The following is a 26,823-nucleotide window of genomic DNA, read 5'->3' as shown; positions in this document are numbered from 1 at the left end:
CCGGAGCGGGGGAAGGAACCCGAGATGCGGGAGTGGAGATGCCCACTCCCGATCTATCAGAAGTTATAACCTACAACCAGGTAGTAACCCCAGCCGGTAGATTTCACTTCAAACGGACCATTGCCGAAGTTCAACTCCTGACCATCCGCCCATTGACCGCCGTTGTGGAACCAACGCGCCACGGTTGAAACATGCCAGTGTGCGTAGTTCAACGACAGAATATGGCTGGAAGCGATGGAGTTACTGGTGCGTGATGGACCGGTTTTCTCCGCCAGGTCTGAGCCCCAGTCGAAGTTGGTGAAGCCAATGTAGCTCAGCTTACCGCCCCACAGGTCGGTAATCGGTACAAAGTATTTCACTTTGAAGCGGTAACCATCCCAGCTGTTTTCGTTTGCAGCCTGGTAGTTCTGCCACTGGTACTTGGCATAGACGTTCAGCGACAGGCCAACGTCAGAATGGGTATCGATATCCGTGCCCAGACCCATATACCAGGTGCTCTGGCGCTGAGATGGGTTGCGACCCATATCGTAGATGTAGTTGTTCGCGAAGTACCACTCTTTGAACGGGCCAAATGCCAGGCTGGTGCCGGTCAGTTTGTCGATGGAGAAGCGAGGTTCAATCTCCATAAACAGCGGCGAACCGTGGTCAAAAATACCGTTGGCGTTGCTGTTGCCCGTGCCAAAGAAGTTGGTCAGGTCGGCGTAGCCATAGAAATCGAACCAGTCTTTGTGTGCAAAGGCTTCATATTCCAGATACACGTCATTGTTGTACTGTGGTCCGAAACGGGTGTGAGTACTGCCTACCACGTTAACACTCTGGTGCCACCAGTCAGAAACATATTGCGGTTCGTCAGCAGCCTGGGCTGCTCCTGCCATGCTACCTGCCAGTAAAGCGCCTGCTATCAGTTTTTTATATTTCATTATCATAAGCCACATGCTGATGACCGCTGCTCGTGGGGCGGCCGGAGTGAAATCAATTCCCCGCGGGAAATGCGCTGTAACAATCAGATAAACAGCGTGCGTAGCGTGCCGTTTATCAGCGCATAGAAAATAGATTTTGCTCACATTTGTCAAAACGTGTTGCATTTTAAATCATTGGAAATGTGACGTGCATCACATAATCAAACTGAGGCGAACGGAACCGAACAACCGTTTGCGTTGTCCGGTTCCGTTGCGATGCAGGAAATCAGGGGAGGGTGACGCGAACCTGCAAACCGCAAATCACACCCTGCGGGTTAAGGCAGTTACTGATCGCGACCTGAATGCTGTGTTTGTTAGCCACGCTTTTCACAATGGACAAGCCAAGACCGCTGCCCTGGGCTTTCACATCCGACGAGCGGGTAAAGCGATCAAAAGCACGATCGATAAACGCTTCTTCCATTCCCTGGCCGTTATCAATCACATCGACCACGGTTTTGCCGGCGACGCGATGTAACAGCACGTCCACCAGGCTGCCTTCTGGCGTGTGTAGCATCGCATTACCGATCAGGTTATCGAACAAGCTGCGCAATTCTGAGCGGCTGGCCTGGATCTGATATTGGGTACTGCCGTTAAAACCAATATCAATGCCGCGCTTATCGGCTACCACCATGAGCTGTTCAATGCTCTCTTTCAGCAGCCCTTCGAGATCGATATTTTCGACCGTTGCCACCACGCTGTGATCTTCCTGACGCGAAATATTCAGCAGCTGCGTCACCAGATGGCGGGTGCGGGTCACGCCCGCTTCCAGCTGGTCAAACTGTCGGCTGGCATCCCCTGGCTGAATATGCTGGCGCAGATTTTCCACTTGCAGCGTCACGGCGGTGACTGGCGTGCGTAGCTCATGGGCGGCATCTTCCAGGAACTGTCGCTGGGAGGACCAGGCCGCATGCAGCTTGTGTAACAGGGAGTTATAGGCGGCAATCAGCGGCTGTAGCTCATCCGGCAAGTCGTGCGAGGCTACCGTGTGCGGATTCAGCGTCTCCTGGGCGGCAATCTCCCTGGCGGCCACGCGCAGATCGCGCGTGATTTTGCGTACCACCAGCCAGATCACCAGCATTGACAGAGGCATCATCAGAATCAGGGGGATGATCGCCGATAAAGTACGGGACACCATCACCGACTTCATATAGCTGAGATTGTGCATGACCTGAATGGTGCGAATATCGCTGCCTGGCTCGCCGGGGCGGGTATAGATACGCCATTGGCAGTCGTGACAGTGACCGACGTAGACGTTGTGCCAGCCCTTTTGCGTCACCAGCGGGGCATTGAGTTCCGGCCACGAGCTGGCGCGCAGTTTGCCGTTGGCATCCCATAGCTGCACCACATAGGCACTTTTTACCTTATCGGCATTGACCAATAGCGGCATCAGCACCGGCAAACGTTTGTTGACTGCCCAGGCATCCGCTATTTTGGTGAGCTGGTCGTCTTTCATGCTGCCAATCATGTCGCCGTAGCAGCTAAAGAAATACCAGGTCACGCCGCCAATCACCAACAGATGAATAATAAACAGCGTACTCAGCAGTTTGTTACGTAACGAACGCATAAAGGGCAATGTTTTCATATGGCAGGCACCCGCCAGCCGAGGCCGCGTACGTTGCGAATGGCATCGTTGTTGAGTTTGCGGCGCATACCGTGAATCAGTACGTCAATGGCGTTGCTGGTGACCTCTTCGCCCCAGCCGTAAATGCGGTTCTCTAACTGTTCGCGAGAAAGAATGGCACCGGGACGCTCCAGCAGTGCATAGAGCAGCGCATACTCTCGCGCAGTTAACTGCTCGCGCTGGCCTTTGTACAACACTTCTCGCGTCATCATGTCGAGTTGCAGATCGCCACTGCCGAGTAAGGAGTCTGCCGCACCATGGCGACGACGAGTTATGGCGCGCATACGGGCCAGAACCTCCTGTAGATCAAAGGGTTTTAGCAGATAATCATCGGCTCCGCTGTCCAGACCCTGCACGCGCTGAGAGACGCTATCGCGTGCGGTGAGGATCAGCACTGGCGTCATATCGCCACGGCTGCGGGCATGTCTTAATACTTGCAGCCCGTCCTGGCGCGGTAAGCCTAAGTCGAGTAGTACACAGGAGTAGCCACCTTCGCTCCAGGCATTGCTGGCGTAAACGCCGTCACGTACCCAATCTACTGACCAGCCAGCACCTTCCAACGCATGTTGAAGGTTAGCACCGATCATTTCATCATCTTCTACCAGTAGTACACGCATCAGGATGCCTCCAGCCATCATTACACGCAGTGTAACGCTGAAAAGTTAGCGCAGAATTAACCGCGATCTCAGCCTTGCTAATTCTGCGCTAAGTTTTCGCTAATTAAGGGATAAATTTTACGCGCTACAGTGACGCTACTGCCTAACAGTCTCTTCAGGAGAGCATCATGAATCAGAGCGAATTTATCCGTAGTTTGCTGGAGTGGATCGAGAACAACCTTGCACACGACCTGCATCTTGACGAAGTCGCGCGTCGTTCTGGTTACTCTCGTTGGCATTTACAGCGTCTGTTCCGTCAACACACCGGCTACTCTTTGGCGGAATATATTCGTCAACGTCGTCTCACCGAGTCCGCCCTGAGCCTGCTCAACAGTAATGAGGCGATTTTGCAGGTGGCGATGAACTTCGGGTTTGATACGCAACAAGCCTACACGCGCACCTTTAAAAACTACTTCCGTGTGACGCCGGGTCAACTGCGCCGTCAGCGTCGCGTTGAACCGGATCGGCTGCTGTTTCCGGTGGCGGTAGCGAGTTAATAGCCCGAATTCTGTTATGCTTCCCGGTAGATGTTGTTTAATTCAGAAACAATAGCCTCATCCGGGAATTCATGGAAAATAGCGATAACCTCACCGCCATGCTGCTGTTTGCTCGCGTGGTAGAGCTGCAAAGTTTTAGCGAAGCCGCACGCGATCTCGGGCTGTCGAAATCTTACGTCAGCCGTGAGATTGCCCGGCTTGAGCTAAGGCTGGGAATCAAACTGCTCCAGCGCACCACGCGCAAAATGACGTTGACTGAACTTGGTCAAGCCTACTACCCCTTCTGTACACGAATGCTGGCGGAAATGCATCGCGCAGATGCCTTTGTGAAGCAGATTCATCAGCAACCGGCAGGTAACGTGCGTTTACAGGCCCCGGTGACCTTTGGCTGCCAGTGTGTGGTGCCGGTACTCAACCGTTTTTTACGCGGTCACCTGCATATCAACGTTGATCTCGATCTGACTGACCGCATTGGTGAAAGCGTGCCAGAAGAGGTGGATGCGGTGATTGCGATTCGTGCGCGCACGCCGCTACAGGGAAATTTCCGCGCCCTGACCGACATTAACTGGGGGCTGTATGCCACGCCGGGTTATCTGGATCAGCGCCCGCCGATTCTGCATCCTGAGCAACTGCCGCGCCATGATTTGCTGCTGTTTCACGGTGCGGCACATACCGCCGCACTGCCATTCCGCCGGGAAAAACAGAAGCTGATGATGGATGTCCGTAGCCGCTTTCGTGCCAACAACAGTATGGCGCTCCTCAATGCCGCCCTTGCTGGCAGCGGCATTGCCTATCTGCCTTCCTACATGACGCAGGAAGCGATGCAGCGGGGTGAAATCGTGCAACTGCTGCCGGAGTGGCAAATGGACCGCCTGCAGTGCTTCCTGATGATTAAAGAGACGCAGCAGGCTACCTCACCAGTGAATCTGCTGTGTGATGCGCTGATCGCCGGGCTGGCGAACGGTTGATTGTTGCTCTCCAGCAACATCAGAACGCTGGAGAGTAAATATCGTGCGCGATCTGTTGCGGCTGTGATCCTGTTGTTAGCCTGAGAGCTGGTTATCCAACAGGACCGGTATCATGCAACCAACGGAAGAGACACTCCCCCCGGAACAAATACACTGGCGCCGCAATATGTGGGTATGTGTGTTTGGTTCTTTCAGCACCATCGTGGCAATGACGTTACTGCTGCCGTTTTTACCGCTCTACGTACAGCAACTGAGTGTGACTGAACCTGCGGCGATTGCCCGTTGGTCAGGCATTGCTTATGGCGCAACCTTTCTCAGCGCGGCGCTGACGGCACCCCTGTGGGGGAAGCTGGCGGATCGCTACGGGCGCAAGCTGATGTTAATTCGTGCCAGCCTGGGAATGGCGGTGGCAATGTCGCTGATTGGCATGGCAACAGCGCCCTGGCAGTTGGTCGCGCTGCGTTTGCTGGCGGGGCTGTTGGGAGGCTATGCATCAGGTTCCACCATCATGGTGGCGGCACAGACGCCAAAGCAGCATACCGGCTGGGCACTGGGCATCCTCTCTTCCGGGATTATGGCCGGGAATGTGGTGGGGCCGCTGTTAGGCGGGGCGTTACCGCCACTGATCGGCATTCGGCACACTTTCTGGCTGACCGGTGCGGTGATCTTTGTCGCGTTTCTTGCGACCACTTTCCTGCTGCGCGATCCGCCGCGCCAGACCGCACAGAAAAAAGCGGCTGTCGCGGGGGAGGTGGCAACGGTGCAGCAGGGCGTGGTGTGGTTGATGTGGTTATCAGGGGCGTTGCTGATCTTTGCGAACATGTCGATAGAGCCGATTATCACACTCTATATCGGTCAGTTTGTCGCGGGCGATCACGCCATTACCCTGACTGCGGGCGTGGTCATGGCCGCGGCGGCGTTGGGTAATATTGTTTCGGCTCCGCGCATGGGACGACTGGCCGATCGTATCGGTCATGGCAAAGTGCTGGTTACCGGATTGCTGGCCTGCGCACTGCTGTTGATTCCTCAGGCATTTATCACTGCCGCCTGGCAACTGGTGATCTTACGCTTCCTGATGGGCGTGGCGTTAGGCGGGTTGATGCCCTGCATCACGGCGATTATCCGCCATAATGTGCCCTCTTCTCAGGTCGGCCGGATGTTGGGCTATTCCACCTCAGCGCAGTATGTCGGGCAGGTGGGGGGGCCGCTGTTTGGTGGGTTTGTCGGGGGCGCTCTGGGGATGAGGCCGGTATTTCTTGCCACCTGTGTCGTGATGGCGCTGTGCGGCGCGTTGAATCTCTGGTGGCTGCGGCGTAAAACGCAGTAATAAAAAAGGCGGACCGAAGTCCGCCTCTGTTTTCAGCTGCTTACATTGCCTTACTGCGGCAGTTTGTATGCAATCACATAGTCACCCAGCTTGGTGCCGAATGAACCGTGACCACCAGCAGCGATAACCACATACTGCTGGCCATCCACTTCATAGGTCATTGGTGTCGCCTGGCCGCCTGCTGGCAGACGTGCCTGCCACAGCAGTTCACCGGTATTGGTGCTGAAAGCACGCAGATAGTTATCTGCGGTGGCACCAATAAAGGCTACGTGACCTGCGGTAGTGATTGGGCCGCCCAGCATTGGCATCCCCATTTTAAACGGCAGTGGTACAGGTGCGCTGTCGCGGACGGTACCAATACGTTTTTTCCAGATCACTTTGTTGGTTTTCAGGTCAACCGCAGACATATAACCCCATGCCGGCTGTTTACATGGAAGACCAAACGGTGACAGGAACGCGTTCAGCTCAACGCCGTACGGTACACCGTACTGTGGCTGAATACCGGTTTCCGTACCTGAACCGCCTTTGTCATCAGCAGGTGGTTCAATCGGGTTACCTGGTCCACGTGGGATGAGTTTCGAAACAAACGGCAGTGCCATTGGGTTAGCAATTGCAATCTGACGGTTTGGATCGACGGCAATACCGCCCCACTCAAACATGCCCAGGTTACCTGGGAACACCAGCGTACCTTGTTCAGACGGTGGCGTGAACGGACCTTCATAGCGCAGACGCTTGAAGATAACGCGGCACACCAGCTGGTCATACAGGGTCGCGCCCCACATGTCTTTGTCGGTCAGATGCTGTTCTGGACGGAAAGTCAGCTCAGAGTATGGCTGTGTTGGCGAAACGTGATCGCCTTTCGCCGCACCCTGCGGTACTGGGGTTTCCGGAGCCGGTACTACTGGCTTACCAGTACGACGATCCAGCACAAAGATGTTACCGGTTTTCGCCGGAGCGTAGATCACAGGAACGGTGTTGCCGTCTTTATCTGTGATGTTAGCCAGCGTTGGCTGTGACGGTAAATCCATGTCCCACAGGTCGTGGTGAACGGTCTGATAAGACCATACCAGCTTACCGGTGGTGGCGTTCAGAGCCAGTACGCTACTCGCGTAACGTTCCTGCTCTGGCGTACGGTTGCCGCCCCAGATGTCCGGGGTAGATACGCCCATCGGCAGATAGACAGTATCCAGTTGCGGATCGTACACCGCTGGCGCCCATGAGTTCGGTGAGTTAGGCACGAAGCTGTGCTCATCCGCTGGGATCGCATTCGGGTCTTTGGCACCTGGATCGAATACCCACAGCAGTTTACCGGTGTTGACATCGAAACCACGGATCACGCCAGAAGGCTCGTGAGTAGAGTAGTTATCGGTGACGGCACCTGCAATCACGATGGTCTTATCCGTGATAACTGGCGGTGAAGTCGGTTCATACTGGCCTGGGGTTTTCACTGGCTGCAGGTGTTGCAGATCCAGCTCACCGTCATTACCAAATGCCGCGCAGCGAGCACCGGTATCTGCGTCCAGCGCAAACAGACGACCATCGTTTACCGGCAGGTAAATGCGACGTGAACATGCAGCAGGCTGTGCGTTAGCGGCATCCGCTGCGGCAGGCACTTCGTGGTAAGAAACGCCACGGCACGTTACGTGCTGGAAGGTCGGGTTAGGCTTAAGGCCCGGATCAAATTTCCATTTCTGCTTACCGGTTTTCGCATCCAGCGCAAACAGGATTTGGTGTGGTGAGCAGAGATACAGGGTATCGCGGATTTTGATCGGGGTAACTTCGTCAGTGATTTCACCCGGGTCGTTGGCGGTTTTAAGATCGCCAGTCTGGAACTGCCAGGCCACCTGCAACGTTTTCACGTTTTGATCGGTGATTTGCTTCAGTGGAGAGAAGCGGGTGCCTTGCTGATCGCGGGCGTAAGCTGGCCAGTCGCCATCAGGGATAGCGCTCAGCGGCTGTGCCGGAGTGCCGTTATCCGCTGCTGGGATAGTTCCGTTAATTTCCTGCGGATCGTGGAACACTGCCCAGGCAAGCACCAGCGCGCTGGCAATAACGCCAACAGCGATTGCACTCAGACCTGCTTTAGCATTCTGCGCGAAACGACGGTAAACAAACGGCAGCATCAACCAGACGCCGAAGATGACCAGAACGTCAGTGCGCGGTGCTAATGCCCAGAAGTCGAAGCCGACTTCCCACACGCCCCACACAAGGGTAAACAGCAGCAGTAATGCATAAAGCACCAGTGCACTGCTTTTTTGACGCCAGATCAGGAGAGCGGTAATCAGTAAAACAATACCGCCGATGATGTAGTACCAGGAACCTCCAATGGCAGCTAACCAAACGCCACCTACCAGCATGAATGCACCTGTCAGCAGAGCGAACAACGCTGTCAGAACGCCAATCACGCCTAAGGATGAGGAATTTTTCCCCATAATAAAGACCTCTTTTTTGCCATAAAAAACACGGAAAACAAAAAGTTATCTGTTCTCCAGTCATAGCGTACGGTAGGTAAGCGTGTCCTTATTAACTCTTCCAGTGAGCATATGTAATCCGTTTGGGGTAGATTTTATCTCAAAAACGTTAATAGTTTTGACTTTTTTAGCGTAAAACACTCGTTTCATACTTCTGGACAAAATCTAATCAGGAATGCAGCAGGTCTTCGGTGCCCGTTTGCGGTTGCCAACCGGTCAGGTGTAATCCTGGCCAGTCATCAGGCAATAAAGGCAGCTCGGCGGCCCGCACCAGTACTTCTTTGCCCTCCTGCCTGAGACGTTCGAGCAGGAAAGGGAAGGTGAAAAGGGTGTAATTTTCGCGGAAAAAGGCTTCACTAAAGACCACCCCGCTTAAAGGCACACTCTCAACTTTGCTCCAGTGACTGCCTGGTGGTGCAAAGTCGTACAACCAGAAGCTTAGTCGATCGCTCACGCTCTGCAACCAATCTGCATGGGTATTTAACTGGTCGTAATTTATGGCAAATCTGATGTTTGCCAGGTTTATTTCCGGCTGTGCGGCTAACCACTCGGGTAGCCTGATCAGATCGGTTGTGGCGAGTGGAAATATCAGCAACTGATTGGCCGCATCTGAAGTGTTATGTCGTAAGATGATATTTTCTAAGGGGAGATATTCCTTATTGGTCTGCTGTGAAGGGGAGTAACAGGACGCGAACAGCGTGCCATCGGGTCTAAAAACGTGCTCAAGCGCACAATCGGGATATAATATGTTTTCCATTTATCTCTTAGAATAAATTATTTTTATCTTAAATATCATTAAGTTCCTGCTGCTGGCTTAATGACGAAAGCCGTTAAATATAGATCGATTTTTTCAGTGAAAACATCTTTTTTTCTTCTCTGTAAGCGCTATTTACATGGCCGACATCCGATTATTCATAATATGTTTTCATCAGGACAAATAGGCTGTTAATTATTCCATCTCAATATTAAATAGGGCCACTGCGCATCCGCCGGGATAAAGCACCGCACGGCAGGTTGTTGCCTGCGCAGGGAAAATCCCGCACTCTACCCTGACAAAAAAGGGGGCGTTTTTGCCGCCAGATAACAGGCCAATTCAGGCTGGAATTTAGCATTATCACGGGATGGGATATGAATGTAGAAACAACAGTAGCGGACAGCTCGCTGCTGCGACAACGCGCGTTTGTGGCCTTTTGGCTGGCGCGTACCTGTTCGTCATTTGGTTTTCAGATGTTTTCGGTGGCGGTGAGCTGGCAGATCTACTCACTGACCAACAGCGCGCTGGCGCTGGGTATGATTGGCCTGATGCAATTTTTACCTTCCGTGTTGCTGGCGCTGCCTGCCGGTCATCTTGCCGATCAGTTCGATCGCCGCCGTATCGTCATTTGTGCTCAGCTGATTGAGTGGGGGGCGTTACTGGCGCTGGTGTTACTGACGCTGTTCAGTTGGACGGATAAAACCGCCCTCTGGGGGTTAGTGTTTGTGCTGGCCGTCGCCAAGGCGTTAGAAGGCCCAGCGATGACCTCCATGCTGCCATCACTGGTGCCCCCGGCGATTCTGGCGCGCGCTACTGCAGCGAACGCGGTTGGCGGTGAGGCGGCAGTGATTGTCGGCCCGACGTTAGGCGGATTTCTGTATGTGGCCGGGCCGGATGTGGTGTACAGCGTCTCGGCGGCATTTTACCTGCTGTCGCTGGTGTTGATTGGCCGCATTCGTTACACCCGTCCACAGCAACCGCGCTTGCCCGCTTCTCTCTCTACCTTATTCGCCGGGATTCACTTTATCCGCGCCCGCAAAGATGTATTAGGGGTTATCTCGCTCGACCTGTTTGCGGTACTGCTGGGAGGTGCCACAGCACTGTTGCCGATCTTCGCCAAAGATATTCTGCATACCGGCCCGTGGGGGTTGGGTATGTTGCGTGGCGCGCCGTCGATTGGTGCCCTGTTGGTGGGGCTGTGGCTGAGTCGCAACAAGCTGGAAAAAAATGTCGGGATGATTATGTTTGGCTCGGTGGCGGGCTTCGGTGTCGCGACGCTGATTTTTGCCCTCTCCTCACAGCTGTGGCTCTCCCTGCTGGCACTGGCAGCGTTGGGGGGTTTTGATATGGTCAGTATGGTGATTCGCGGCTCACTGGTGCAGCTGGATACGCCAGATGATATGCGCGGCCGGGTTAACGCCGTTAACGCCATTTTTATCAATACGTCCAATCAGCTTGGTGAATTTGAATCTGGCGTGCTGGCGGCATTCATGGGTGCTGTACCGGCGGCGGTGTTGGGCGGAGTGGGAACATTGGTGGTGGTGGGCGTCTGGATGGTGCTGTTCCCGCATCTGCGGCGGCGGCAGAAACTGGAGAATGAAGCGGCACAGGAGTAGTCTGTGCCGGTTCTTAGTTGCTGGAAATCGATTGTGCAGACACGTTATCTCCTGGGTATTGATGGTGGCGGCACGCGCTGCCGGGTACGTTTAACTGACCGTGCCGGTCAGCGGTTAGCCGAATGTGAAGGCGGGCCCGCTAACGTCTGGTCACAATATGAAACCGCTGTACAGACCATGGAAGCGCTGATGGCGCGCGCGCTGCAAAGCGCCGGATTGCCGCCAGCAGCGTTGCAGGATACCGCCGTTGTGGCGGGGCTGGCGGGGGCCAATGTGACCTCAGTACAGGCACGGTTAGATAACTGGCAGCCGGGCTGCGCTGCGTTGGCGGTGGTCAGTGATGTGGAAATTGCCTGCGTGGGTGCGCACGGCGGACAGCCAGGCGCCGTATTTATTTGCGGCACTGGCAGTCAGGGCGCGGCATGGGATGGCGAGCACTTTACCTCGTTAGGGGGGTGGGGATTCGCGCTTTCCGATCAGGGATCGGGCTCAGAGCTGGGCCATCGTGCTTTGCGGTTGGCATTACAGGCGCATGAGGCGATTGTGCCACCTTCGGCACTTACTCAGCACATCATGTTGCAGTTTGAAAACAGCCCGGAAAAGATGCTGGAGTGGACGCGTCAGGCGCAACCTGCGGATTGGGCGAGGGTAGTGCCGGAAGTCTTCGCTGCGGCCAGTAGCGGTGATGTCAACGCGGTGACGTTGGTTAAACAGACGGCCAGTGATATCGGCATCCTTGCTGAACAGCTGTTTTTACGGGGTGCCAGCCAACTGGCGATGATGGGGGGACTGGCTCAACCGATTCGCCCGTGGTTGTCATCTGACTTACAGGCGCGGCTCACCGAACCGGTGGCAGATGCCCTCAGCGGAGCGCTGATGCTCGCTGCCCGGCTGGCGTAACGTTCGATTAAAACGGCTCTCATTAACTGAGAGCCGTTTTTGCAGGGTTACAGCGCAGCGGTGATCGCTTCACCCAGCGTTTGGGTATTCGCATTCCCGCCTAAATCACGCGTCAGATGCTGGCCTTCACTCAGCACGCGTTCAATCGCATCAACAATCGCATCACTGGCAGCCGGATAGCCCAGGTGCTCCAGCATCATCGCGCCACACCAAATCTGACCGATTGGGTTCGCGATGCCACGGCCAGCGATATCTGGCGCTGAGCCGTGCACCGGCTCAAACAGGCTTGGGAAGGTGCCTTCCGGGTTGATATTGGCCGATGGTGCAATGCCAATGGTGCCGGTACAGGCTGGACCCAGATCGGACAGGATGTCACCAAACAGGTTGCTGGCGACCACCACATCAAACCAGTCTGGATGCAGCACGAAGTTCGCTGTCAGGATATCAATATGATATTTATCGACTTTCACCTCAGGATACTGGGGTGACATCGCCTCGACGCGGCTATCCCAGTAAGGCATGGTAATGGCAATTCCGTTGGATTTGGTCGCCGAAGTCAGGTGTTTCTTTGGCCGTTTCTGTGCCAGTTCATAGGCAAATTTCAGGATGCGGTCGACGCCGGTCCGGGTCATTACGGTTTCCTGAATCACCACTTCACGGTCGGTGCCAGGGAACATGGTGCCGCCCACGCTGGAGTATTCACCTTCCGTATTCTCACGTACCACCCAGAAATCGATCTCACCGGGTTTGCGGTTGGCCAATGGTGCCTTAACCCCCGGCATCAGACGCACCGGACGCAGGTTAACGTACTGATCAAATTCGCGGCGGAACTGCAGCAGCGAGCCCCACAGAGAAACGTGATCTGGCACGACTTCTGGCCAGCCAACGGCACCGAAGTAAATGGCATCAAAGGCTTTCAGGCGTGGGAACCAGTCGTCCGGCAGCATTTTGCCGTGCTCCTGCCAGTATTCTGCGCTGGCGAAGTCGAACCACTCCCACTCCAGTTTGATACCAAACTTCTCAGCGGCTTTTTCCAACACACGAATGCCTTCTGGCATCACTTCTTTACCAATACCGTCGCCCGGAATTACCGCGATCTTATGAATTTTGTCTGCCATGAGGGTTCTCGCTACTTGCGGTGGATGTTCTGCTGGCAGTATAACTTTGCGTCAGAAGTAAATAATCAGCCCAGGATTTAAACCAGTGTTGAATCAAAGTAGAGAATCTCGCACCTCCAGTGATGACCTCGCTTTTTTTGTCCGGCTAGCCAGCGCCAGCAGCTTAACGGCGGCGGCCCATGAGCTGGGGTTGTCACTGGCGGCGGTCAGTAAGCGCCTCAGCCTGCTGGAACAGAAACTGGGCGTGCTGCTGATCAAGCGCACCACCCGGCGGTTAGAACTGAGTGCTGAAGGCAAACGCTATCTTGCGGGCGCTCGTCCACTGCTTGATCAACTGGCGGAGCTGGAAGAGGCGGTGAGTGGCGAGACTGCGCACCTGCGCGGCAGTTTAAACATCAATGCTTCGTTTGGCTTTGGCCGTCGGCATGTGGCCCCGTGCGTCTCAGCATTTGCGGCGCTGCACCCGCAATTGTCGCTTTCACTCCAGCTCAGCAGCCAGCCGTTGAGTTTCCTTGATGCACATATCGACATTGATATTCGCGTGGGAGAGCCACCGGACTCGCGGCTGGTAGCCCGCAAGCTGCGCACCAATCCACGTATTCTCTGTTGCTCACCGGGCTATGCGGCTCGCGAAGGTTTACCGGGTTCGATTACCGAACTGGCACGTCATAACTGTATTCTGCTCCGCCAGCACGACAGTGATTTTGCCTTGTGGCGTTTTACCCGTGGTGACGAACAGGCCAGTCAGAAGGTGCGCGGTTCGCTGATTACCAACGACGGTGAAGTGGCTATGCGGATGGCGCTGGACGGACATGGGATTTTGCTGCGTTCCTGGTGGGATGCACAGCACAGCGTTGAGAGTGGTGAGCTGCTACACGTATTGCCGGAATGGCACGCGCCAGACGGTGACATTTTTGCCGTCTGGCCAGGGCAGCGCCAGCAGCCCGCGCGCATTGCCGCCTTTGTGGATTTTCTCCAGCAGCATCTGGCGCAGGGGTAAGGCTTATCAATGTGCAGCCAGTTCGAGAAAGAACGCCGGGTTATCTTGTATTACGGCCAGAACCTTTGCAGCCAGTCCAGTTGGGTTACGCCGCTTTGACTCCCAGCTTTTGATGGTATCAATACTGGTCCCTAATGCTTTGGCCATCTCGCTTTGTGAGATGTTAAGGTTTTCCCGGATGGCTTTTACATCTGCGATTTCGTAACGCGTAATCTTTGTCGCAGGCTGCACACCCTCTTTTATCTCTATGGCTTCTTCCAGAGATGTTTTAAGTTCATCAAAAAAGCGCATATCACACCTCATTTTTTAGCCTCTTTGTCAGCTCTTTAAGCTCATCGTCTGTTGCTATCTGCTTAATTTTCCTGGTAAAAATGGGTGTTTCAATAAACTCTAATGCTGTTCCCACCCATCACTTTGGAGTACATAGTACACCAAAGTGATGGGTGAAAAATAGCCATTATCAGGTGAGATCAAAAAAGCCGATCGCAAGGATCGGCTGAGATCGCGCTAGTGGGATCTTAAATACCTTCGACCAGCAGCACGCGATAGTTCGCGCCTTTCAGGCGGTGGGCTTTGGCTTCCTGATAGGCTGGGCTGTCATACCAGGCATGGGCAGCAGCTTTGTCCGGGAACTGGATGACCACCACACCTTCGGCGTCGGCACCTTCCAGCACTTCTAACTCACCGTAAAACGCCAGGGGTGTGATTGGGTGAGTGCCACGGGCTTTATCGGCCAGGCTGGCGTAGGTATCTAACTCATTCTGGTCCGTGGTGTTGTCACGAATAAAAATAACGTATGCGCTCATTCAAAATCTCCGGTTATCGTGCCTGACGCTTATCTTCGGTATTGGTGTCAAAATCACTCGCGTCGTGACGCTCATGCAGCTGGTCCTGGGGTTCGCCTACCAGACGATTCACTTTGCGGCCGCGCTGTACTGCTGGACGTTCAGCGATGGCTTTCGCCCAGCGCTGCACGTTTTTATAAGAGGAAACATCCAGGAATTCGGCACCGTTGTACTGGTTGTAAAGCACCAGGCTGCCATACCACGGCCAGGTGGCGATATCGGCGATGGTGTACTCTTCGCCAGCCAGGTAAGTGTGGTTTGCCAACTGGCGATCCAGCACGTCTAACTGACGTTTGGCTTCCAGCGTGAAGCGGTTTACGGCGTACTCAATCTTCTCTGGCGCGTAGAAATAGAAGTGACCAAAGCCACCGCCCAGATAAGGCGCAGAACCTTGCAGCCAGAACAACCAGTTTAACGCTTCGGTGCGGGTTGCCAGATCTTGCGGCAGGAAGTGACCAAATTTCTCTGCCAGATAGAGCAGAATATTGCCGGACTCAAACACCCGCTGTGGTGGCGTGACGGAGTGGTCACGCAGTGCTGGGATCTTAGAGTTCGGGTTCACTTCAACAAAGCCGCTGGAGAACTGATCGCCATCACCAATGCGGATCAACCAGGCATCGTACTCCGCCTCTTTGATCCCCAACGCCAGCAGCTCTTCCAGCAAAATTGTGACTTTCTGGCCGTTAGGTGTGCCTAAAGAGTAGAGCTGCAGCGGATGTTTACCCACTGGCAGCGTTTTTTCATGGGTGGCACCTGCGGTCGGGCGATTGGTCTTCGCGCCGTTACCTTTCGCTTCCGGATCCCAGGTCCAGACTTTCGCGGGCTGATACTGATTTTCCGACATAGGGGTTCGCCTTGTGTTTGCGGTTAATTGGGGTTGAGTCTAGCAGGGGGCAACGCTATGCATTTAACCGCGCTGGCTGAAACCTGCAAAGTCGTATTCCGCATAGGATTTCCGCACAAAACGCATAACGTCGCGGTGATTCCGGCGGCAAAAAATTGAGTGATTCCCCTCAAAATAGGGGTGTTACCCACCCATAATAAGCCGCTATTTTGACAGCCAGAGTCACTCACATACCGTGCAGACAATGGAGAAAAAAATGGCGTCAGTACAACGTTTTGCTTTGCTGGGTAGCGGTTTTATTGGCCAGGTACATGCGGCAAACCTCGCGGCACACCCTGGAATCAGCTTCGACCTGGTGTGCGACCTTGATCCGACCCGCGCGGCACAGGTGGCACAACAGTTCGGTGCGCAGGCGGGCAGCGTCGAACAGGCGCTACGCAGTGATGCCATTGATGCGGTTCTGATTGCCACCGCGACCCCAACCCATGCCGATCTGCTGGAGCAGGCCGTACGTGCCGGAAAAGCGGTGTATTGTGAAAAACCTATTGATTTGTCACTGGCGCGTGCGCGCGATGTGGTTAAGCGCATTTCTCCACTGTCAGTGCCTGTCACGGTGGGCTTTAATCGCCGCTTTGATCACAGCCATCAGCAGTTAAAAGCGCGTTTTAAAGCGGGGGTGATTGGTCAGGCTGAACTGATTCAAATGGTGTGCCGCGCCTCAGAGCTGCCACCGCTCAGCTATTTGCAATCTTCTGGCGGGCAGATGCGCGATCAGGCGATTCACTTTTTCGATCTGCTGCGCTGGCTGACGGAAGATGAAGTGGAAACCGTAGGGGCCATGGGCGCGGCGTTAGCGATGCCCGAAATCAAAGCGTTTGATGTGGACACTTCGGTGTTGATCATGCGCTTGCGGCAGGGTGCACTGGCGCAGCTGGATAATACGCGCCGCACCGCGTACGGCTACGATGAGCGCATCAGTATTATGGGAAGTGAAGGCATGCTGGCTTCAGACAGCCAGGCCGTGCGGGGCGCAACACTTTGGCAGGGGCAAAATATTACCCAACCGGGACTGTATGCGGACTGGTTCAGCCGGGTACGGGAAACCTACTACACCCATCTTGATGCCTTTGTACGCCATATTAATGGTGAAGAGGTGCAGGGATTACCGGGGCTGATTGATGGCTTACGTGCCCAGGCCATTGCCGAAGCCGCACAGCTCTCTTTGACGCGTGGTGAGTTCGTTCACGTCGAGCAGATTTAACCACAACGCCGCACGGCTTCAGGTCCGTGCGGCGTTGGCGGACATTATTGCCCCAACAGCTCGCGTTCAATCAGCTCGCGGGTTTCCACTGCCTGCACCGGCATTTTTTCCGGATAGCCAAACAGCGCTGCGGCAATAATCGGCTCGCCGCCCACTTTGAAGCTACGATTGGCGAAATTCATCTCACGCAGCGTCTTAAACAGCGTGGGGAAATCCACTTCTCCTTCACCCACTCCCACATGCTGGTGGATAGTGGCATCGACGCCCGGTGGGTTGACGATGTAACGGCAGTGCTTGGTGTGGTTCATGGTATCGGCGATCAGCATATGCGACAGGTCATCACCGGCATACTCCAGCATGGTTTTCACATCACCTTTGCCTTTGTCGTAGTAGAAGGTGTGCGGTGCGCTGTAGATATACTTCACGTTCTCGCTGCGGAACGACTTCACCATATCGGCGGTTTCGTTGCTCTCTTCGCAGAAGTCCCACGGGTGAGCCTGAATTTCCACGCGGATGCCTTCACGTTCGAAGATGGGAAGCAGCTCTTCCATCGAACGATAGAACATCTCTTCGCAGATCTCCGGCTCGTTTGGATTGCCCGACAGCTCGGTGTTAATGACCTGAACACCCATCTCGACGGCGATTTCAATCATGCGCTTCCAGTTCTTCACCGCCGCCTGACGACGAGCTTCTTCCGGGCCTGACCAGCGATAAACCGTGATAAAGGAAGAGATTTCTACCCCAGTGGCGTTCAGCGCATTTTTATACTCGCGGATAATTTCGCGGCTGGCTTTCGGGTGTTTATAAAACGGGTTGATCTGTGGATGTGGCGATTGCTCGATGTATTTATAGCCCCATTCAGCCACCTGGTGCACCATGCGGGTAATACCCAGATGGCGAATAACATCCACATCAAAAGCGATTTTCATTCTTTTCTCCTGCGCGTTAAGACTGGCGCTCTTCATTAAAGACCACGCCAATCTGCCTTCTGACCTCATCCATCACTTTAAGCGTGCTGATGGAGGTGGCAAGCGAGCGAACCGGTGAGTCAGTCAGGTTTTGACCAATACACCAGGCGGTGTGCTCAATTTCATGTGAGAGCTGGTGATAGCGATTGTTCGGTTCCTGCCAGAGCAGGGTGTGGCGGTTATCACTGGAGGTGAGGCGGAAATTACCTGGCGCGTAGAATTGGCCATCCAGCACCAGCGTGGCGTCACGTCCGGCAATCACCGCACCACCGGGTGTATTGCTGAACAGGGTGGTATTGAGTACGGAGTGCATGCCTTGTGCATGGGTCAGCAGCATGGAAATTTGGCCGTTTACCTGCTTTTCACGTGGGAGATGGCTGACATAGTGCGCCGCAGATTGCCCACGGGCCACGATGCTGTCTGGGGCACCACCCACCAATACGCTGAAGCCAATCAGGTAGCTTCCTAAATCCAGCATCGGACCACCGGCTAAATCAGCATTAAAAATGCGGTGTTCGGGAGAGAAGTATTCACCATGATCGGCAATAAGGGTATGAATGTCGCCCAACACGCCATCTTCCAGCAGTTGGCGAATCACATCATATTTAGGCGCAAAATCGCACCACATCGCCTCCACGCACAGCCGGTTATGCTGACGCGCAACCTGTTGCAGCTCAGCGGCCTGCACGGCATTCAGCGCCAGGGGCTTTTCGATCAACACATGCTTGCCAGCCTGTAGCGTGCGCAGACCATCCGGATAGTGATGGTTGTGCGGGGTGGCGATATACACCACATCAATATCATCGCGGCTCAGCAAGGCATCAATGCCTTCACAGGCGTGTGGGATGTCCCACTTGGTGGCAAATTCCTGCGCTTTGGCATGGCTGCGTGAAGAGACCGCAACCAGCTTTTGTTGCGTGTGGTGGCGCAGTGCATTGGCAAAATGATCGGCAATCCAGCCTGGTCCGACAATGCCCCAGCGTAATACAGGAATGTCACTGGCTACGGGACGGCGGGGTACAGGTAAGGTCGAAGGGAACATATCATCTCCATTTGTTATTTATACGTAAGGTATTGGTTAACAATATAGGTAGGATTGCTTTTGCCGCTCTAGTGCTTTGCTGATGTAAAGCCATCAGGCCATGCGCTGAATTTGCTGGTAAATTAATATCAAACATTCATTCCAAATAACATTATAATGAAATGTATAATTCTATTTTTGCGAAGGTGATCAAATTTATGAGAGAAAAGCTATCAAAAATAGACAGTAATTTTGATCGTCAGGGGATTTTTTTGCCACTTAAGAGGTATAGTCTCAATGTTTTCTGATGTTTTTTTATCATTCCAGGACGACGTACTATGAGCAAAATTACCATGACCGCCATTGCGGAGGCTGCGGGCGTTGGCGTGGCAACAGTGGACCGGGTACTCAATCGCCGAGCGCCAGTGCGCGCCGAAACCGAACAAAAAGTCCTGAGTGCTGCCAGCCGCCTGGGTTATCGCATGGGGCAGTCCCAGCTGCTGACGCAGGGAAAACCGCTACAGCAGAACCCGCTGTCCATGGGGTTTATCCTCTTGCCGCCTACCTACTCTTTTTACGCCACCCTGAGTGAAGCGCTGGCCCGAGAGACGCAAGAATTTCACCCTGTTGGCGTGGAACCCCAGTTTCGTTACCACGACCTTAATGATGTCGAGGGTGTCGCGGCTTCGCTGCATGCGCTGGCCGCATCGGTGGATGTGATCGCGCTGGTCGCGTTGGATCACCCGCTGATCCGTCATGCCATTGAAGCCATATCGCGTTCTGGGGTGAAGGTGTATGCACTGTTCTCTGACTTCTCTCCCTGCGGCCATGCAGGCTATTTTGGCATTGATAACCAGAAAGGAGGACGCACTGCGGGCTGGTTTGCCCATCATCTGGCGCTACCGCCAGGGCCGTTTGCGGTGCTGGTTGGCGATCACCGTTTTACCTGCCAGGAGAGCAGTGAAATCAGCTTCCGCTCCTATCTGCGTGAGCATGACGCTTCTCGCCAGGTGCTGGAGCCGTTAAAAACCCATGAGAGCATTGAGGGAGGCTATCAGGCGACGCTGCAACTGCTGCGGGATTATCCCGATCTGGCGCTGATTTTTGCGCCTTGTGGCGGCATTGAAGGGGTGATTCGTGCTTTGCGCAGCCAGCCAGAACGCAAGGTTGCGGTGATCTCCCACGGTCCGGTGAAGGAGGGGGATTTAGCCCTGATTGATGGCACTATCAGCGTGATGTTACGCCACCGAATCGATAATTTAGCCGAGACCATTGCCAGCACATTGCAGTTACAGCACCTCAGCGACAGCCAGCACTTCATTAAAGTGGTGCTGCCTTTCGATGTGGTGACGCGTGAAAATCTCTGATTTGTCAGGTTGTTGGTGAAATATGATAGTTAACTATCATATTTATGATATTAAAATATTATGATCTCTATCAAAAAATGAAATGTTCATTATTGTTAGGGATGAAATTTTTATTTGATACTGTCCACCTCACACATCGCAAGGACAGATCATGACGAACCCTATCGCTAACGCGCCCTGCTGCTGGGGCGCACACTATTCCGCTGTGGCAAAAGTCCTGAAGGGTGCCACTCAGGCACATGCTCATAAAGAGATCGCACGCCAGCAGGCGCAATATCCGCGTCAGGCTGCTATCCGCCTGCATCATTTGCAGTCCACTGGTTTTTAAGGAGACGCAGATGATTAACGGGATGAAAGCACTGAATCGTTCGCTGCGTTGGGGCATGGTTGGCGGCGGTGGCACCAGTCAGATTGGTTATATTCATCGTTCGGCGGCATTGCGCGACAGTAACTTTACCCTTCTGGCGGGGGCTTTTGACATTGATGCCGAGCGTGGCCGCGCTTTTGGTCAGTCGATTGGTGTCGCAGCCGATCGCTGCTACAGCGATTACGAGACGATGTTTGCCGCTGAAGCCCAGCGAGAAGATGGCATTGAAGTGGTCTCCATCGCCACCCCCAACAATACCCACTTTCCCATCTGTCGGGCAGCCTTGAATGCGGGGCTGCATGTGGTGTGCGAAAAGCCGCTGTGCTTCACTGCCGCCGAAGCCGATGAGCTGGAGCAGCTGTGCGCAGAGAAAAATAAGGTGATTGGCGTGACATATGGTTATGCCGGACACCAGCTGATTCATCAAGCCCGGGAGATGATTGCCGCCGGACAGCTAGGGGACATTCGCATTATCAATATGCAGTTTGCCCACGGGTTTCATCACGAGGCGGTAGAGCTGGAAAATGCCAGCACCCGTTGGCGCGTGGACCCGCGTTTTGTCGGGCCAAGCTATGTGCTGGGCGATTTAGCCACGCATCCTCTGTTTATTGCCGAGACCATGGTGCCGGATTTGCAGGTAACACGTCTGCTGTGCTCACGGCAGAGCTTTGTCCAGAGCCGGGCGCCGTTGGAGGATAATGCGTTTGTGTTGATGGAGTACAACAACGGCGCGGTTGGCACGATGTGGGCTTCAGCGGTGAACTGCGGTTCGATGCATGGACAGAAGGTGCGTGTGATTGGTTCGAAGGCCAGCCTCGAGTGGTGGGATGAGCAACCCAATCAGCTGCGCTATGAAGTGCAGGGCGAGCCGGTGCGGATTCTTGAGCGCGGCATGGGGTATTTGGCCGCGAGCGCGCTGGCGGATGACCGCATCGGTGGCGGACACCCTGAGGGGTTGTTTGAGGCGTGGTCGAATTTGTATCGACGTTTCGCCCAAGCAATGGATGCCACCGACAGGGATGATAGCGCATTTCTACAGGACTTCTGGTATCCCGGCGTGCATGCCGGACTGACAGGCGTGCGGTGGGTGGAGAAGTGTGTAGCCTCCGCTGATGCTGGCGCAGTGTGGGTCGATTGCTAAACCGGATCTGGTACTGATTGATGCATATCGCCGCATTATTCCGCTTTTAAACCTGCTTTTCTTAAGCCTGGTGACGCCACTCATCGCGCCAGGCTGAAGGGAAACCGCTTTGCCTCGCGCGGTGCTCTCCTCTGACCTGAGAATTTCTCAACGCCCCTCTTGTTGTATTCATGTTAAAACGTGAAGAGTTTCTTTTTTGAGGACGCAATGTTGAACAAGGAAGCGCAGATTTCATCTTCTCACCCGAATAAAGTCATATGGCTGGCGCTGTTAGTGGCGGTCACGTTTTTTATGGAAAATCTTGATGCCACGGTGATTACCACCGCCATTCCCACAATGGCGCAGGTGTTTGATGTAGGCCCGGTTGCACTGAATATCGGCATCAGTGCCTATTTGCTGGCAGTGGCAATTGGCATTCCGCTCAGTGGCTGGCTGGCCGAACGCTTTGGCGCACGGCGGGTGTTTGCCGGTGCCATCGTGCTGTTTACCCTCGCCTCATGGTTATGCGGTGCCAGTGAGACTTTGCCACTGTTTATTGCGGCCCGTGTGCTGCAAGGGATAGGGGGCGCGCTGATGGTGCCGGTAGGGCGCATGGTGGTGATGCGCGTGGCCGAAAAGCGCCAGATTGTGCAGATGATTGCTTTTATTACCTGGCCGGGTCTGATTGCGCCGGTTTTAGGGCCGCCGCTGGGTGGTTTGCTGGTGAGCTACGGCCATTGGCCCTGGATTTTTTGGCTTAATATCCCCTTGGGTATTCTGGCGTTGCTGGCGACGCTGTGGCTGGTGCCTAAACGTATTTCCGATGTACATCGTCCGTTTGATGGCTGGGGCTTTGTGTTGACCGCAGCGGCCTGTGCCAGTTTGATTATGGCGCTGGAGTGGCTGGGGCAGATGCATATTTCCCAGGGGCTGGTGTTGTTGGTCGCGGGATTACTCTGCGCCTGGCTGGCGGTGCGTCATGGTCAGCGTCATCCTACGCCACTGCTGCCGTTTTCGGTGATGAAGATCGATACTTTCCGCCGGGCGGTGGTCGGGGGTTCCTGTTTCCGCGCGTCAATTAACGCGACGCCATTTTTACTGCCGCTGTTATTCCAGCTCTGTTTTGGCTGGAGTGCCGCGCAGGCCGGGGCCATGGTGTTGTGGGTATTTGCCGGGAATCTGGCGATGAAACCCGCCACGACCTGGCTGATGCAGCGCTGGGGCTTCCGTCGCTTGCTGATTGTGAATGGCGTGCTGAGTCTGCTGGCGCTGTTGGCGTGTTTACTGCTGAGCGAGTCGCTGGGGCACTATACGATCGCCGCGATTCTGTTTATTGGTGGCCTGACACGTTCCATGCAGTTTAGCTGCTATAACAGCCTTGGCTTTGCGGATGTGCCCCAGGCGAAGATGGGCGATGCCTCGATTATTTTCAGCATTCTGTTCCAGTTCAGTATGAGTGCGGGTATTGCCATTTCTGCGCTGTTATTGCGCCTGTCGATGGAGTGGCAACAGCACAGTACGCCAGAACACAGCGACATTAATGTCGCCTTCGCGGGTATTGCCCTGCTGGTGGTGTTTTCGCTGGTTGATGTGTTCCGCATGGAGAAACACGCGGGCGCTTCTGTACTGGCTAAGGGGTAGGTTTATCGCTCTCCCGCAAATGAGCGGGAGAGCGAACGGGTTACACCATCGGTAAGTTTAGCTGGTGCTGCTGCGCGCAGGCCTTCGCGCTTTCATAGCCCGCATCGGCGTGGCGCATCACGCCCGTGGCGGGATCGTTCCACAGTACCCGACCAAGACGAGCATCGGCTTCCGGCGTGCCATCACACACGATGACTACGCCAGCATGTTGTGAAAAGCCCATCCCAACCCCGCCGCCATGGTGCAAACTGACCCAGGTTGCGCCGCCCGCTGTATTCAACAACGCATTCAGCAACGGCCAGTCAGACACCGCATCGGAACCATCCAACATCGCTTCCGTTTCCCGGTTTGGGGAGGCAACGGAGCCGCAATCCAGATGATCGCGACCAATCACAATCGGCGCTTTTAGTTCGCCATTGCGCACCATCTCATTGAACGCTAACCCGGCCAGATGACGCTCTCCCAGACCCAGCCAGCAGATGCGCGCTGGCAAACCCTGAAACGCGATACGCGCCTGCGCCATATCCAGCCAGCGGTGTAAGCGGGCATTGTCCGGGAACAGCTGTTTTAACTTCTCATCGGTTTTACGGATATCTTCGGGATCACCCGACAGCGCCACCCAACGGAATGGCCCTTTGCCTTCACAAAACAGCGGACGGATATAGGCAGGCACAAAACCAGGGAAATCAAAGGCGTTATTCACACCTTCGTCAAACGCCACCTGACGGATATTGTTGCCGTAATCCACAGTTGGAATCCCCAAATGATGAAAATCCAACATGGCTTGTACGTGGCGTGCCATAGAAGCCCGCGCGGCTTTCTCCACCGCTTTCGGATTCAGCTGACGCTGCTCCTGCCACTGCTCTAACGTCCAGCCAAGCGGCAAATAGCCGTTAATCGGATCGTGAGCGGAGGTCTGATCGGTCACGATATCCGGGCGCAGGCCGCCGCTGCGGGCACGATCCACTAACTGAGGCAGGATCTCAGCCGCATTACCCAGTAGGCCGACCGAAATCGCTTTACCTGCTGCGGTGGCTGTCTCAATCAGCGCTAGCGCCTCATCCAGCGTATGGGCTTTATGATCGAGATAACGGGTGCGCAAACGAAAATCGATGCGCGACTCCTGGCACTCAATCGCCAGCACGCAGGCCCCAGCTAACACACCCGCCAGCGGCTGTGCGCCGCCCATTCCGCCCAGCCCGGCGGTCAGGATCCAGCGTCCACCGAGATCGCCGCCATAGTGCTGGCGACCCGCTTCGGCGAAGGTTTCATAAGTGCCTTGCACAATGCCCTGCGCGCCAATGTAAATCCACGAACCTGCGGTCATCTGGCCGTACATCATCAGGCCAGCTTGATCCAACTGGTGGAAGTGGTCCCAGTTTGCCCAATGCGGCACCAGATTTGAGTTGGCGATCAGCACGCGCGGCGCATCGGCATGGGTACGAAACACCCCGACCGGTTTGCCAGACTGCACCAACAGGGTTTCGTCGGGCTGGAGTGCCTGTAATGAACGCAGGATCTGCTCGAAGCTCTCCCAGTTACGGGCCGCTTTGCCAATACCACCATACACCACCAGATCTTCTGGCCGCTCGGCGACATCGGGATCGAGGTTGTTCTGAATCATGCGCCAGGCTGCTTCAATCAGCCAGTTCGCGCAGTGCAGTTCGCTGCCGTGCGGCGCGCGTACTTCGCGGGCAATGGCCGTTCGCAGTGAGTCAGTCATCAAACTTCTCCTTTCGGGTGGCTGGGCAACAACTGGCTCACGGCTTCCGGCCAGTCAGAGCGGCTGGCCCACAGGCGCATGGCGTCAATATCGGGGGCCAGCAGGCGATCTTTATCGAGGAAAGCGACACGGCTGCGTATCTCGCCGAACAGTGGCTCCATCAGCGGGGAACTTTGCAACGGGCGATGAAACTCCATGCCCTGCGCGGCGGCCATCGCTTCAATACCCACTACCGCAGCGGTGTTGAAACACATCGCGCCGAGGCGGCGAGCGGCGTAGGTCGCCATTGAAACGTGGTCTTCCTGATTGGCCGACGTGGGCAGGCTATCGACACTGCCAGGGTGGGCCAGGGATTTATTTTCCGAGGCCAGCGCCGCAGCTGTGACCTGGGCGATCATAAACCCGGAATTAACGCCGCCATTCTGCACCAGGAAAGGCGGCAGGCCAGACAAGCCGCTATCCAGTAGCAGCGCCAGACGGCGTTCAGAAATGGCACCAATCTCGGCGACGGCCAGGGCGATAATATCGGCGGCAAAGGCAACCGGCTCCGCGTGGAAGTTACCGCCGGAAATCACCTCGCCGGTATCGGTAAACACCAGGGGATTATCAGAAGCCGCGTTGGCTTCGATTTGCAGGATACGCGCCGCGTAGTGCAGGTTATCGAGGCAGGCTCCCATGACCTGTGGAACACAGCGGATCGAGTACGGGTCCTGCACACGACCACAGTGGAGATGGGAACTGAGGATTTCACTGCCGTTGAGCAGAGTGGAAACCGCTGCCGCTACCGCGATCTGCCCTTGCTGGCCGCGCGCCTGATGAATGCGGGCATCAAAGGGTTTCACCGAACCTTTGATGGCTTCCAGCGAAAATGCGCCGGCAATCAATCCGGCAGCAAACACATTTTCAGCTTCAAACAGACCGCGCAGCGCCAGTGCTGTTGAAACCTGGGTGCCATTCAGCAGCGCCAGTCCCTCTTTGGGGGCAGGCTCAAAAGGCGCAAGGCCGACGCTGGCGAGTGCTTGCAGCGCAGGGACGAGTTCTCCCTCAACCCGGACTTGCCCCTCGCCCAGCAGCATCAGTGAAAGGTGCGCCAATGGCGCTAAATCGCCGGACGCACCGACAGATCCTTTCTCTGGGATGCACGGCATGATACCGGCGTTATACAGTGTGATAAGCGCATCAATCAGTTCCAGGCGTATGCCGGAGTGACCACGGCCCAGGCTAATGATTTTGGTCGCCATTACCAGACGCACCACGTTGTCCGGCAGCAGATCGCCCAGCCCAACGCTGTGTGACAGGATCAAATTACGTTGCAGCTCCGCCAGATGATCGGCAGGAATGGTGGTTTGTGCCAACTTACCAAAGCCAGTGTTAATCCCGTACACCACCTCGCCAGAGTCCAGAATGGTCTCCACCGTTTGTCGTGCTGCACTCACCCGTTGGCGCGCCTCGTCATTGAGGCGCAGCTTAACGTTCCCGTGGTAGATGGCTTTCAATGTCGCCAGGTCAACTTCACCTGGTGTCAGACAGCAGTCGTACGCTGTGGATGACATAAATACTCCTGTATAGACAAGGTGGTGATGATCATCGCGCGATCAGCAGGCGATGAAGGATCGTAACAATCGAGGTATGCATGCAGTGAAGCATAAGTGTACATGCTTGTCTATACAAGTGAGAGATCAGGCATAGATCAGCGCGTGTTTTGGAAGCACAATCACACTGGCACTGGCAGATGAAAAAGCCGTTCAACCGATGCTGGCTCGTCTATACAGCTATTCT

General features: G+C 55.0%; 24 protein-coding genes and 1 pseudogene. 11 read left to right on the top strand and 14 right to left on the bottom strand.

Annotated elements, in window-relative coordinates:
- Window positions 1-56: 56 nt before the first annotated feature.
- The 3 genes from F3J40_RS14125 to F3J40_RS14115 form a co-directional block, all read right to left on the bottom strand.
- Complete coding sequence (locus F3J40_RS14125; RefSeq protein WP_167015530.1) at window positions 57-920, bottom strand: nucleoside-specific channel-forming protein Tsx; 864 nt, start codon at window positions 918-920, stop codon at window positions 57-59.
- A 265-nt stretch (window positions 921-1,185) separates the two neighbouring features.
- Complete coding sequence (locus F3J40_RS14120) at window positions 1,186-2,541, bottom strand: sensor histidine kinase (RefSeq protein ID WP_167015528.1); 1,356 nt, start codon at window positions 2,539-2,541, stop codon at window positions 1,186-1,188.
- Window positions 2,538-3,197 (bottom strand): response regulator, encoded by a 660-nt coding sequence (locus tag F3J40_RS14115; protein WP_017347341.1) that lies wholly within the window; start codon window positions 3,195-3,197, stop codon window positions 2,538-2,540. Before F3J40_RS14115 ends, F3J40_RS14120 begins: the two co-directional genes overlap by 4 nt.
- A 167-nt stretch (window positions 3,198-3,364) precedes the next feature.
- Between F3J40_RS14115 and F3J40_RS14110 the strand changes: the two genes are divergently transcribed.
- The 3 genes from F3J40_RS14110 (at window position 3,365) to F3J40_RS14100 (ending at window position 6,028) form a co-directional block, all read left to right on the top strand.
- Window positions 3,365-3,733: a helix-turn-helix domain-containing protein gene (locus F3J40_RS14110; RefSeq protein WP_017347342.1), complete on the top strand. Its 369-nt coding sequence runs from the start codon at window positions 3,365-3,367 to the stop codon at window positions 3,731-3,733.
- Window positions 3,734-3,804: 71 nt separating this feature from the next.
- Window positions 3,805-4,701 (top strand): LysR family transcriptional regulator, encoded by an 897-nt coding sequence (locus F3J40_RS14105; protein WP_167015526.1) that lies wholly within the window; start codon window positions 3,805-3,807, stop codon window positions 4,699-4,701.
- A 112-nt stretch (window positions 4,702-4,813) separates the two neighbouring features.
- Entirely contained in the window at window positions 4,814-6,028 is a 1,215-nt protein-coding gene (locus F3J40_RS14100) for an MFS transporter (protein WP_167015524.1), read from the top strand.
- Window positions 6,029-6,078: 50 nt separating this feature from the next.
- Here the strand turns inward: F3J40_RS14100 and F3J40_RS14095 are convergent, their stop codons facing one another.
- Both F3J40_RS14095 and F3J40_RS14090 read right to left on the bottom strand, forming a co-directional pair.
- Window positions 6,079-8,460 carry a glucose/quinate/shikimate family membrane-bound PQQ-dependent dehydrogenase gene (locus tag F3J40_RS14095; protein ID WP_167015522.1) on the bottom strand — a complete coding sequence of 794 codons (2,382 nt, stop codon included), beginning with the start codon at window positions 8,458-8,460 and terminating at the stop codon, window positions 6,079-6,081.
- Window positions 8,461-8,668: 208 nt separating this feature from the next.
- On the bottom strand, window positions 8,669-9,256 hold the full coding sequence (locus F3J40_RS14090) for a hypothetical protein (RefSeq protein ID WP_167015520.1): 588 nt from the start codon (window positions 9,254-9,256) through the stop codon (window positions 8,669-8,671).
- A 371-nt stretch (window positions 9,257-9,627) separates the two neighbouring features.
- Here F3J40_RS14090 and F3J40_RS14085 point away from each other — a divergent pair, with 371 nt between their 5' ends.
- A complete protein-coding gene (locus tag F3J40_RS14085) occupies window positions 9,628-10,869 on the top strand; it encodes an MFS transporter (protein ID WP_167015518.1) in 1,242 nt (413 codons plus the stop codon).
- A 33-nt stretch (window positions 10,870-10,902) separates the two neighbouring features.
- On the top strand, window positions 10,903-11,769 hold the full coding sequence (locus F3J40_RS14080) for a glucosamine kinase nucleotide-binding domain-containing protein (protein ID WP_167015693.1): 867 nt from the start codon (window positions 10,903-10,905) through the stop codon (window positions 11,767-11,769).
- A 47-nt stretch (window positions 11,770-11,816) separates the two neighbouring features.
- On the opposite strand, the gene F3J40_RS14075 is transcribed toward F3J40_RS14080, so the two are convergent.
- Entirely contained in the window at window positions 11,817-12,887 is a 1,071-nt protein-coding gene (locus tag F3J40_RS14075) for a tartrate dehydrogenase (protein ID WP_167015516.1), read from the bottom strand.
- A gap of 85 nt (window positions 12,888-12,972) precedes the next feature.
- Between F3J40_RS14075 and F3J40_RS14070 the strand changes: the two genes are divergently transcribed.
- A complete protein-coding gene (locus F3J40_RS14070; protein ID WP_017347350.1) occupies window positions 12,973-13,887 on the top strand; it encodes a LysR family transcriptional regulator in 915 nt (304 codons plus the stop codon).
- A gap of 6 nt (window positions 13,888-13,893) precedes the next feature.
- On the opposite strand, the gene nadS is transcribed toward F3J40_RS14070, so the two are convergent.
- The 4 genes and pseudogenes from nadS to yghU all read right to left on the bottom strand — a co-directional run bounded on the left by nadS (window position 13,894) and on the right by yghU (window position 15,576).
- A complete protein-coding gene (gene nadS / locus F3J40_RS14065) occupies window positions 13,894-14,178 on the bottom strand; it encodes a NadS family protein (protein WP_167015514.1) in 285 nt (94 codons plus the stop codon).
- 16 nt (window positions 14,179-14,194) lie between these two features.
- Window positions 14,195-14,293, bottom strand: a pseudogene (locus F3J40_RS25215) (type II toxin-antitoxin system RelE/ParE family toxin); the annotation flags it as partial.
- A 112-nt stretch (window positions 14,294-14,405) separates the two neighbouring features.
- Window positions 14,406-14,693 (bottom strand): DUF1330 domain-containing protein, encoded by a 288-nt coding sequence (locus F3J40_RS14060; protein ID WP_017347353.1) that lies wholly within the window; start codon window positions 14,691-14,693, stop codon window positions 14,406-14,408.
- 13 nt (window positions 14,694-14,706) lie between these two features.
- The gene (yghU, locus tag F3J40_RS14055; RefSeq protein WP_017347354.1) at window positions 14,707-15,576 is read right to left on the bottom strand and encodes a glutathione-dependent disulfide-bond oxidoreductase; all 870 of its coding nucleotides are present in this window, start codon (window positions 15,574-15,576) and stop codon (window positions 14,707-14,709) included.
- 256 nt (window positions 15,577-15,832) lie between these two features.
- On the opposite strand from yghU, the gene F3J40_RS14050 reads away from it, so the two are divergent.
- Window positions 15,833-16,837: a Gfo/Idh/MocA family oxidoreductase gene (locus tag F3J40_RS14050; protein ID WP_205297364.1), complete on the top strand. Its 1,005-nt coding sequence runs from the start codon at window positions 15,833-15,835 to the stop codon at window positions 16,835-16,837.
- Between the two features lie 44 nt (window positions 16,838-16,881).
- Here the strand turns inward: F3J40_RS14050 and F3J40_RS14045 are convergent, their stop codons facing one another.
- Window positions 16,882-17,766 carry a sugar phosphate isomerase/epimerase family protein gene (locus F3J40_RS14045; protein WP_017347357.1) on the bottom strand — a complete coding sequence of 295 codons (885 nt, stop codon included), beginning with the start codon at window positions 17,764-17,766 and terminating at the stop codon, window positions 16,882-16,884.
- 16 nt (window positions 17,767-17,782) lie between these two features.
- Window positions 17,783-18,847, bottom strand: coding sequence for a Gfo/Idh/MocA family protein (locus F3J40_RS14040; protein WP_167015510.1), 1,065 nt, complete (start codon window positions 18,845-18,847; stop codon window positions 17,783-17,785).
- Between the two features lie 317 nt (window positions 18,848-19,164).
- Between F3J40_RS14040 and F3J40_RS14035 the strand changes: the two genes are divergently transcribed.
- The 4 genes from F3J40_RS14035 (at window position 19,165) to F3J40_RS14020 (ending at window position 23,321) form a co-directional block, all read left to right on the top strand.
- Entirely contained in the window at window positions 19,165-20,193 is a 1,029-nt protein-coding gene (locus F3J40_RS14035; protein ID WP_167015507.1) for a LacI family DNA-binding transcriptional regulator, read from the top strand.
- 151 nt (window positions 20,194-20,344) lie between these two features.
- The gene (locus F3J40_RS14030) at window positions 20,345-20,521 is read left to right on the top strand and encodes a hypothetical protein (protein WP_167015505.1); all 177 of its coding nucleotides are present in this window, start codon (window positions 20,345-20,347) and stop codon (window positions 20,519-20,521) included.
- Between the two features lie 10 nt (window positions 20,522-20,531).
- On the top strand, window positions 20,532-21,701 hold the full coding sequence (locus F3J40_RS14025) for a Gfo/Idh/MocA family protein (RefSeq protein WP_167015503.1): 1,170 nt from the start codon (window positions 20,532-20,534) through the stop codon (window positions 21,699-21,701).
- A gap of 207 nt (window positions 21,702-21,908) precedes the next feature.
- The gene (locus F3J40_RS14020) at window positions 21,909-23,321 is read left to right on the top strand and encodes an MFS transporter (RefSeq protein ID WP_167015501.1); all 1,413 of its coding nucleotides are present in this window, start codon (window positions 21,909-21,911) and stop codon (window positions 23,319-23,321) included.
- Between the two features lie 40 nt (window positions 23,322-23,361).
- Here F3J40_RS14020 and hutU read toward each other — a convergent pair whose 3' ends face one another.
- Together hutU and hutH are read right to left on the bottom strand one after the other, a co-directional pair.
- On the bottom strand, window positions 23,362-25,044 hold the full coding sequence (gene hutU, locus F3J40_RS14015) for a urocanate hydratase (RefSeq protein WP_167015499.1): 1,683 nt from the start codon (window positions 25,042-25,044) through the stop codon (window positions 23,362-23,364).
- A complete protein-coding gene (gene hutH, locus F3J40_RS14010; protein WP_167015497.1) occupies window positions 25,044-26,597 on the bottom strand; it encodes a histidine ammonia-lyase in 1,554 nt (517 codons plus the stop codon). Before hutH ends, hutU begins: the two co-directional genes overlap by 1 nt.
- Between the last annotated feature and the right edge of the window lie 226 nt (window positions 26,598-26,823).

It is taken from the genome of Candidatus Pantoea multigeneris (assembly GCF_011752615.1).
GTDB classification, from domain to species: Bacteria; Pseudomonadota; Gammaproteobacteria; order Enterobacterales; family Enterobacteriaceae; genus Pantoea; species Pantoea multigeneris.
The sequence above is the reverse complement of the archived record's forward strand: the minus strand, read 5'-3'. Positions and strand labels throughout refer to the sequence as shown.

Coding starts and splice junctions, on each gene's coding strand:
- F3J40_RS14125 (WP_167015530.1), bottom strand. CDS start 920: ATGAAATATAAAAAACTGATAGCAGGCGCTTTACTGGCAGGTAGCATG.
- F3J40_RS14120 (WP_167015528.1), bottom strand. CDS start 2,541: ATGAAAACATTGCCCTTTATGCGTTCGTTACGTAACAAACTGCTGAGT.
- F3J40_RS14115 (WP_017347341.1), bottom strand. CDS start 3,197: ATGCGTGTACTACTGGTAGAAGATGATGAAATGATCGGTGCTAACCTT.
- F3J40_RS14110 (WP_017347342.1), top strand. CDS start 3,365: ATGAATCAGAGCGAATTTATCCGTAGTTTGCTGGAGTGGATCGAGAAC.
- F3J40_RS14105 (WP_167015526.1), top strand. CDS start 3,805: ATGGAAAATAGCGATAACCTCACCGCCATGCTGCTGTTTGCTCGCGTG.
- F3J40_RS14100 (WP_167015524.1), top strand. CDS start 4,814: ATGCAACCAACGGAAGAGACACTCCCCCCGGAACAAATACACTGGCGC.
- F3J40_RS14095 (WP_167015522.1), bottom strand. CDS start 8,460: ATGGGGAAAAATTCCTCATCCTTAGGCGTGATTGGCGTTCTGACAGCG.
- F3J40_RS14090 (WP_167015520.1), bottom strand. CDS start 9,256: ATGGAAAACATATTATATCCCGATTGTGCGCTTGAGCACGTTTTTAGA.
- F3J40_RS14085 (WP_167015518.1), top strand. CDS start 9,628: ATGAATGTAGAAACAACAGTAGCGGACAGCTCGCTGCTGCGACAACGC.
- F3J40_RS14075 (WP_167015516.1), bottom strand. CDS start 12,887: ATGGCAGACAAAATTCATAAGATCGCGGTAATTCCGGGCGACGGTATT.
- nadS (WP_167015514.1), bottom strand. CDS start 14,178: ATGCGCTTTTTTGATGAACTTAAAACATCTCTGGAAGAAGCCATAGAG.
- F3J40_RS14060 (WP_017347353.1), bottom strand. CDS start 14,693: ATGAGCGCATACGTTATTTTTATTCGTGACAACACCACGGACCAGAAT.
- yghU (WP_017347354.1), bottom strand. CDS start 15,576: ATGTCGGAAAATCAGTATCAGCCCGCGAAAGTCTGGACCTGGGATCCG.
- F3J40_RS14050 (WP_205297364.1), top strand. CDS start 15,833: ATGGCGTCAGTACAACGTTTTGCTTTGCTGGGTAGCGGTTTTATTGGC.
- F3J40_RS14045 (WP_017347357.1), bottom strand. CDS start 17,766: ATGAAAATCGCTTTTGATGTGGATGTTATTCGCCATCTGGGTATTACC.
- F3J40_RS14040 (WP_167015510.1), bottom strand. CDS start 18,847: ATGTTCCCTTCGACCTTACCTGTACCCCGCCGTCCCGTAGCCAGTGAC.
- F3J40_RS14035 (WP_167015507.1), top strand. CDS start 19,165: ATGAGCAAAATTACCATGACCGCCATTGCGGAGGCTGCGGGCGTTGGC.
- F3J40_RS14030 (WP_167015505.1), top strand. CDS start 20,345: ATGACGAACCCTATCGCTAACGCGCCCTGCTGCTGGGGCGCACACTAT.
- F3J40_RS14025 (WP_167015503.1), top strand. CDS start 20,532: ATGATTAACGGGATGAAAGCACTGAATCGTTCGCTGCGTTGGGGCATG.
- F3J40_RS14020 (WP_167015501.1), top strand. CDS start 21,909: ATGTTGAACAAGGAAGCGCAGATTTCATCTTCTCACCCGAATAAAGTC.
- hutU (WP_167015499.1), bottom strand. CDS start 25,044: ATGACTGACTCACTGCGAACGGCCATTGCCCGCGAAGTACGCGCGCCG.
- hutH (WP_167015497.1), bottom strand. CDS start 26,597: ATGTCATCCACAGCGTACGACTGCTGTCTGACACCAGGTGAAGTTGAC.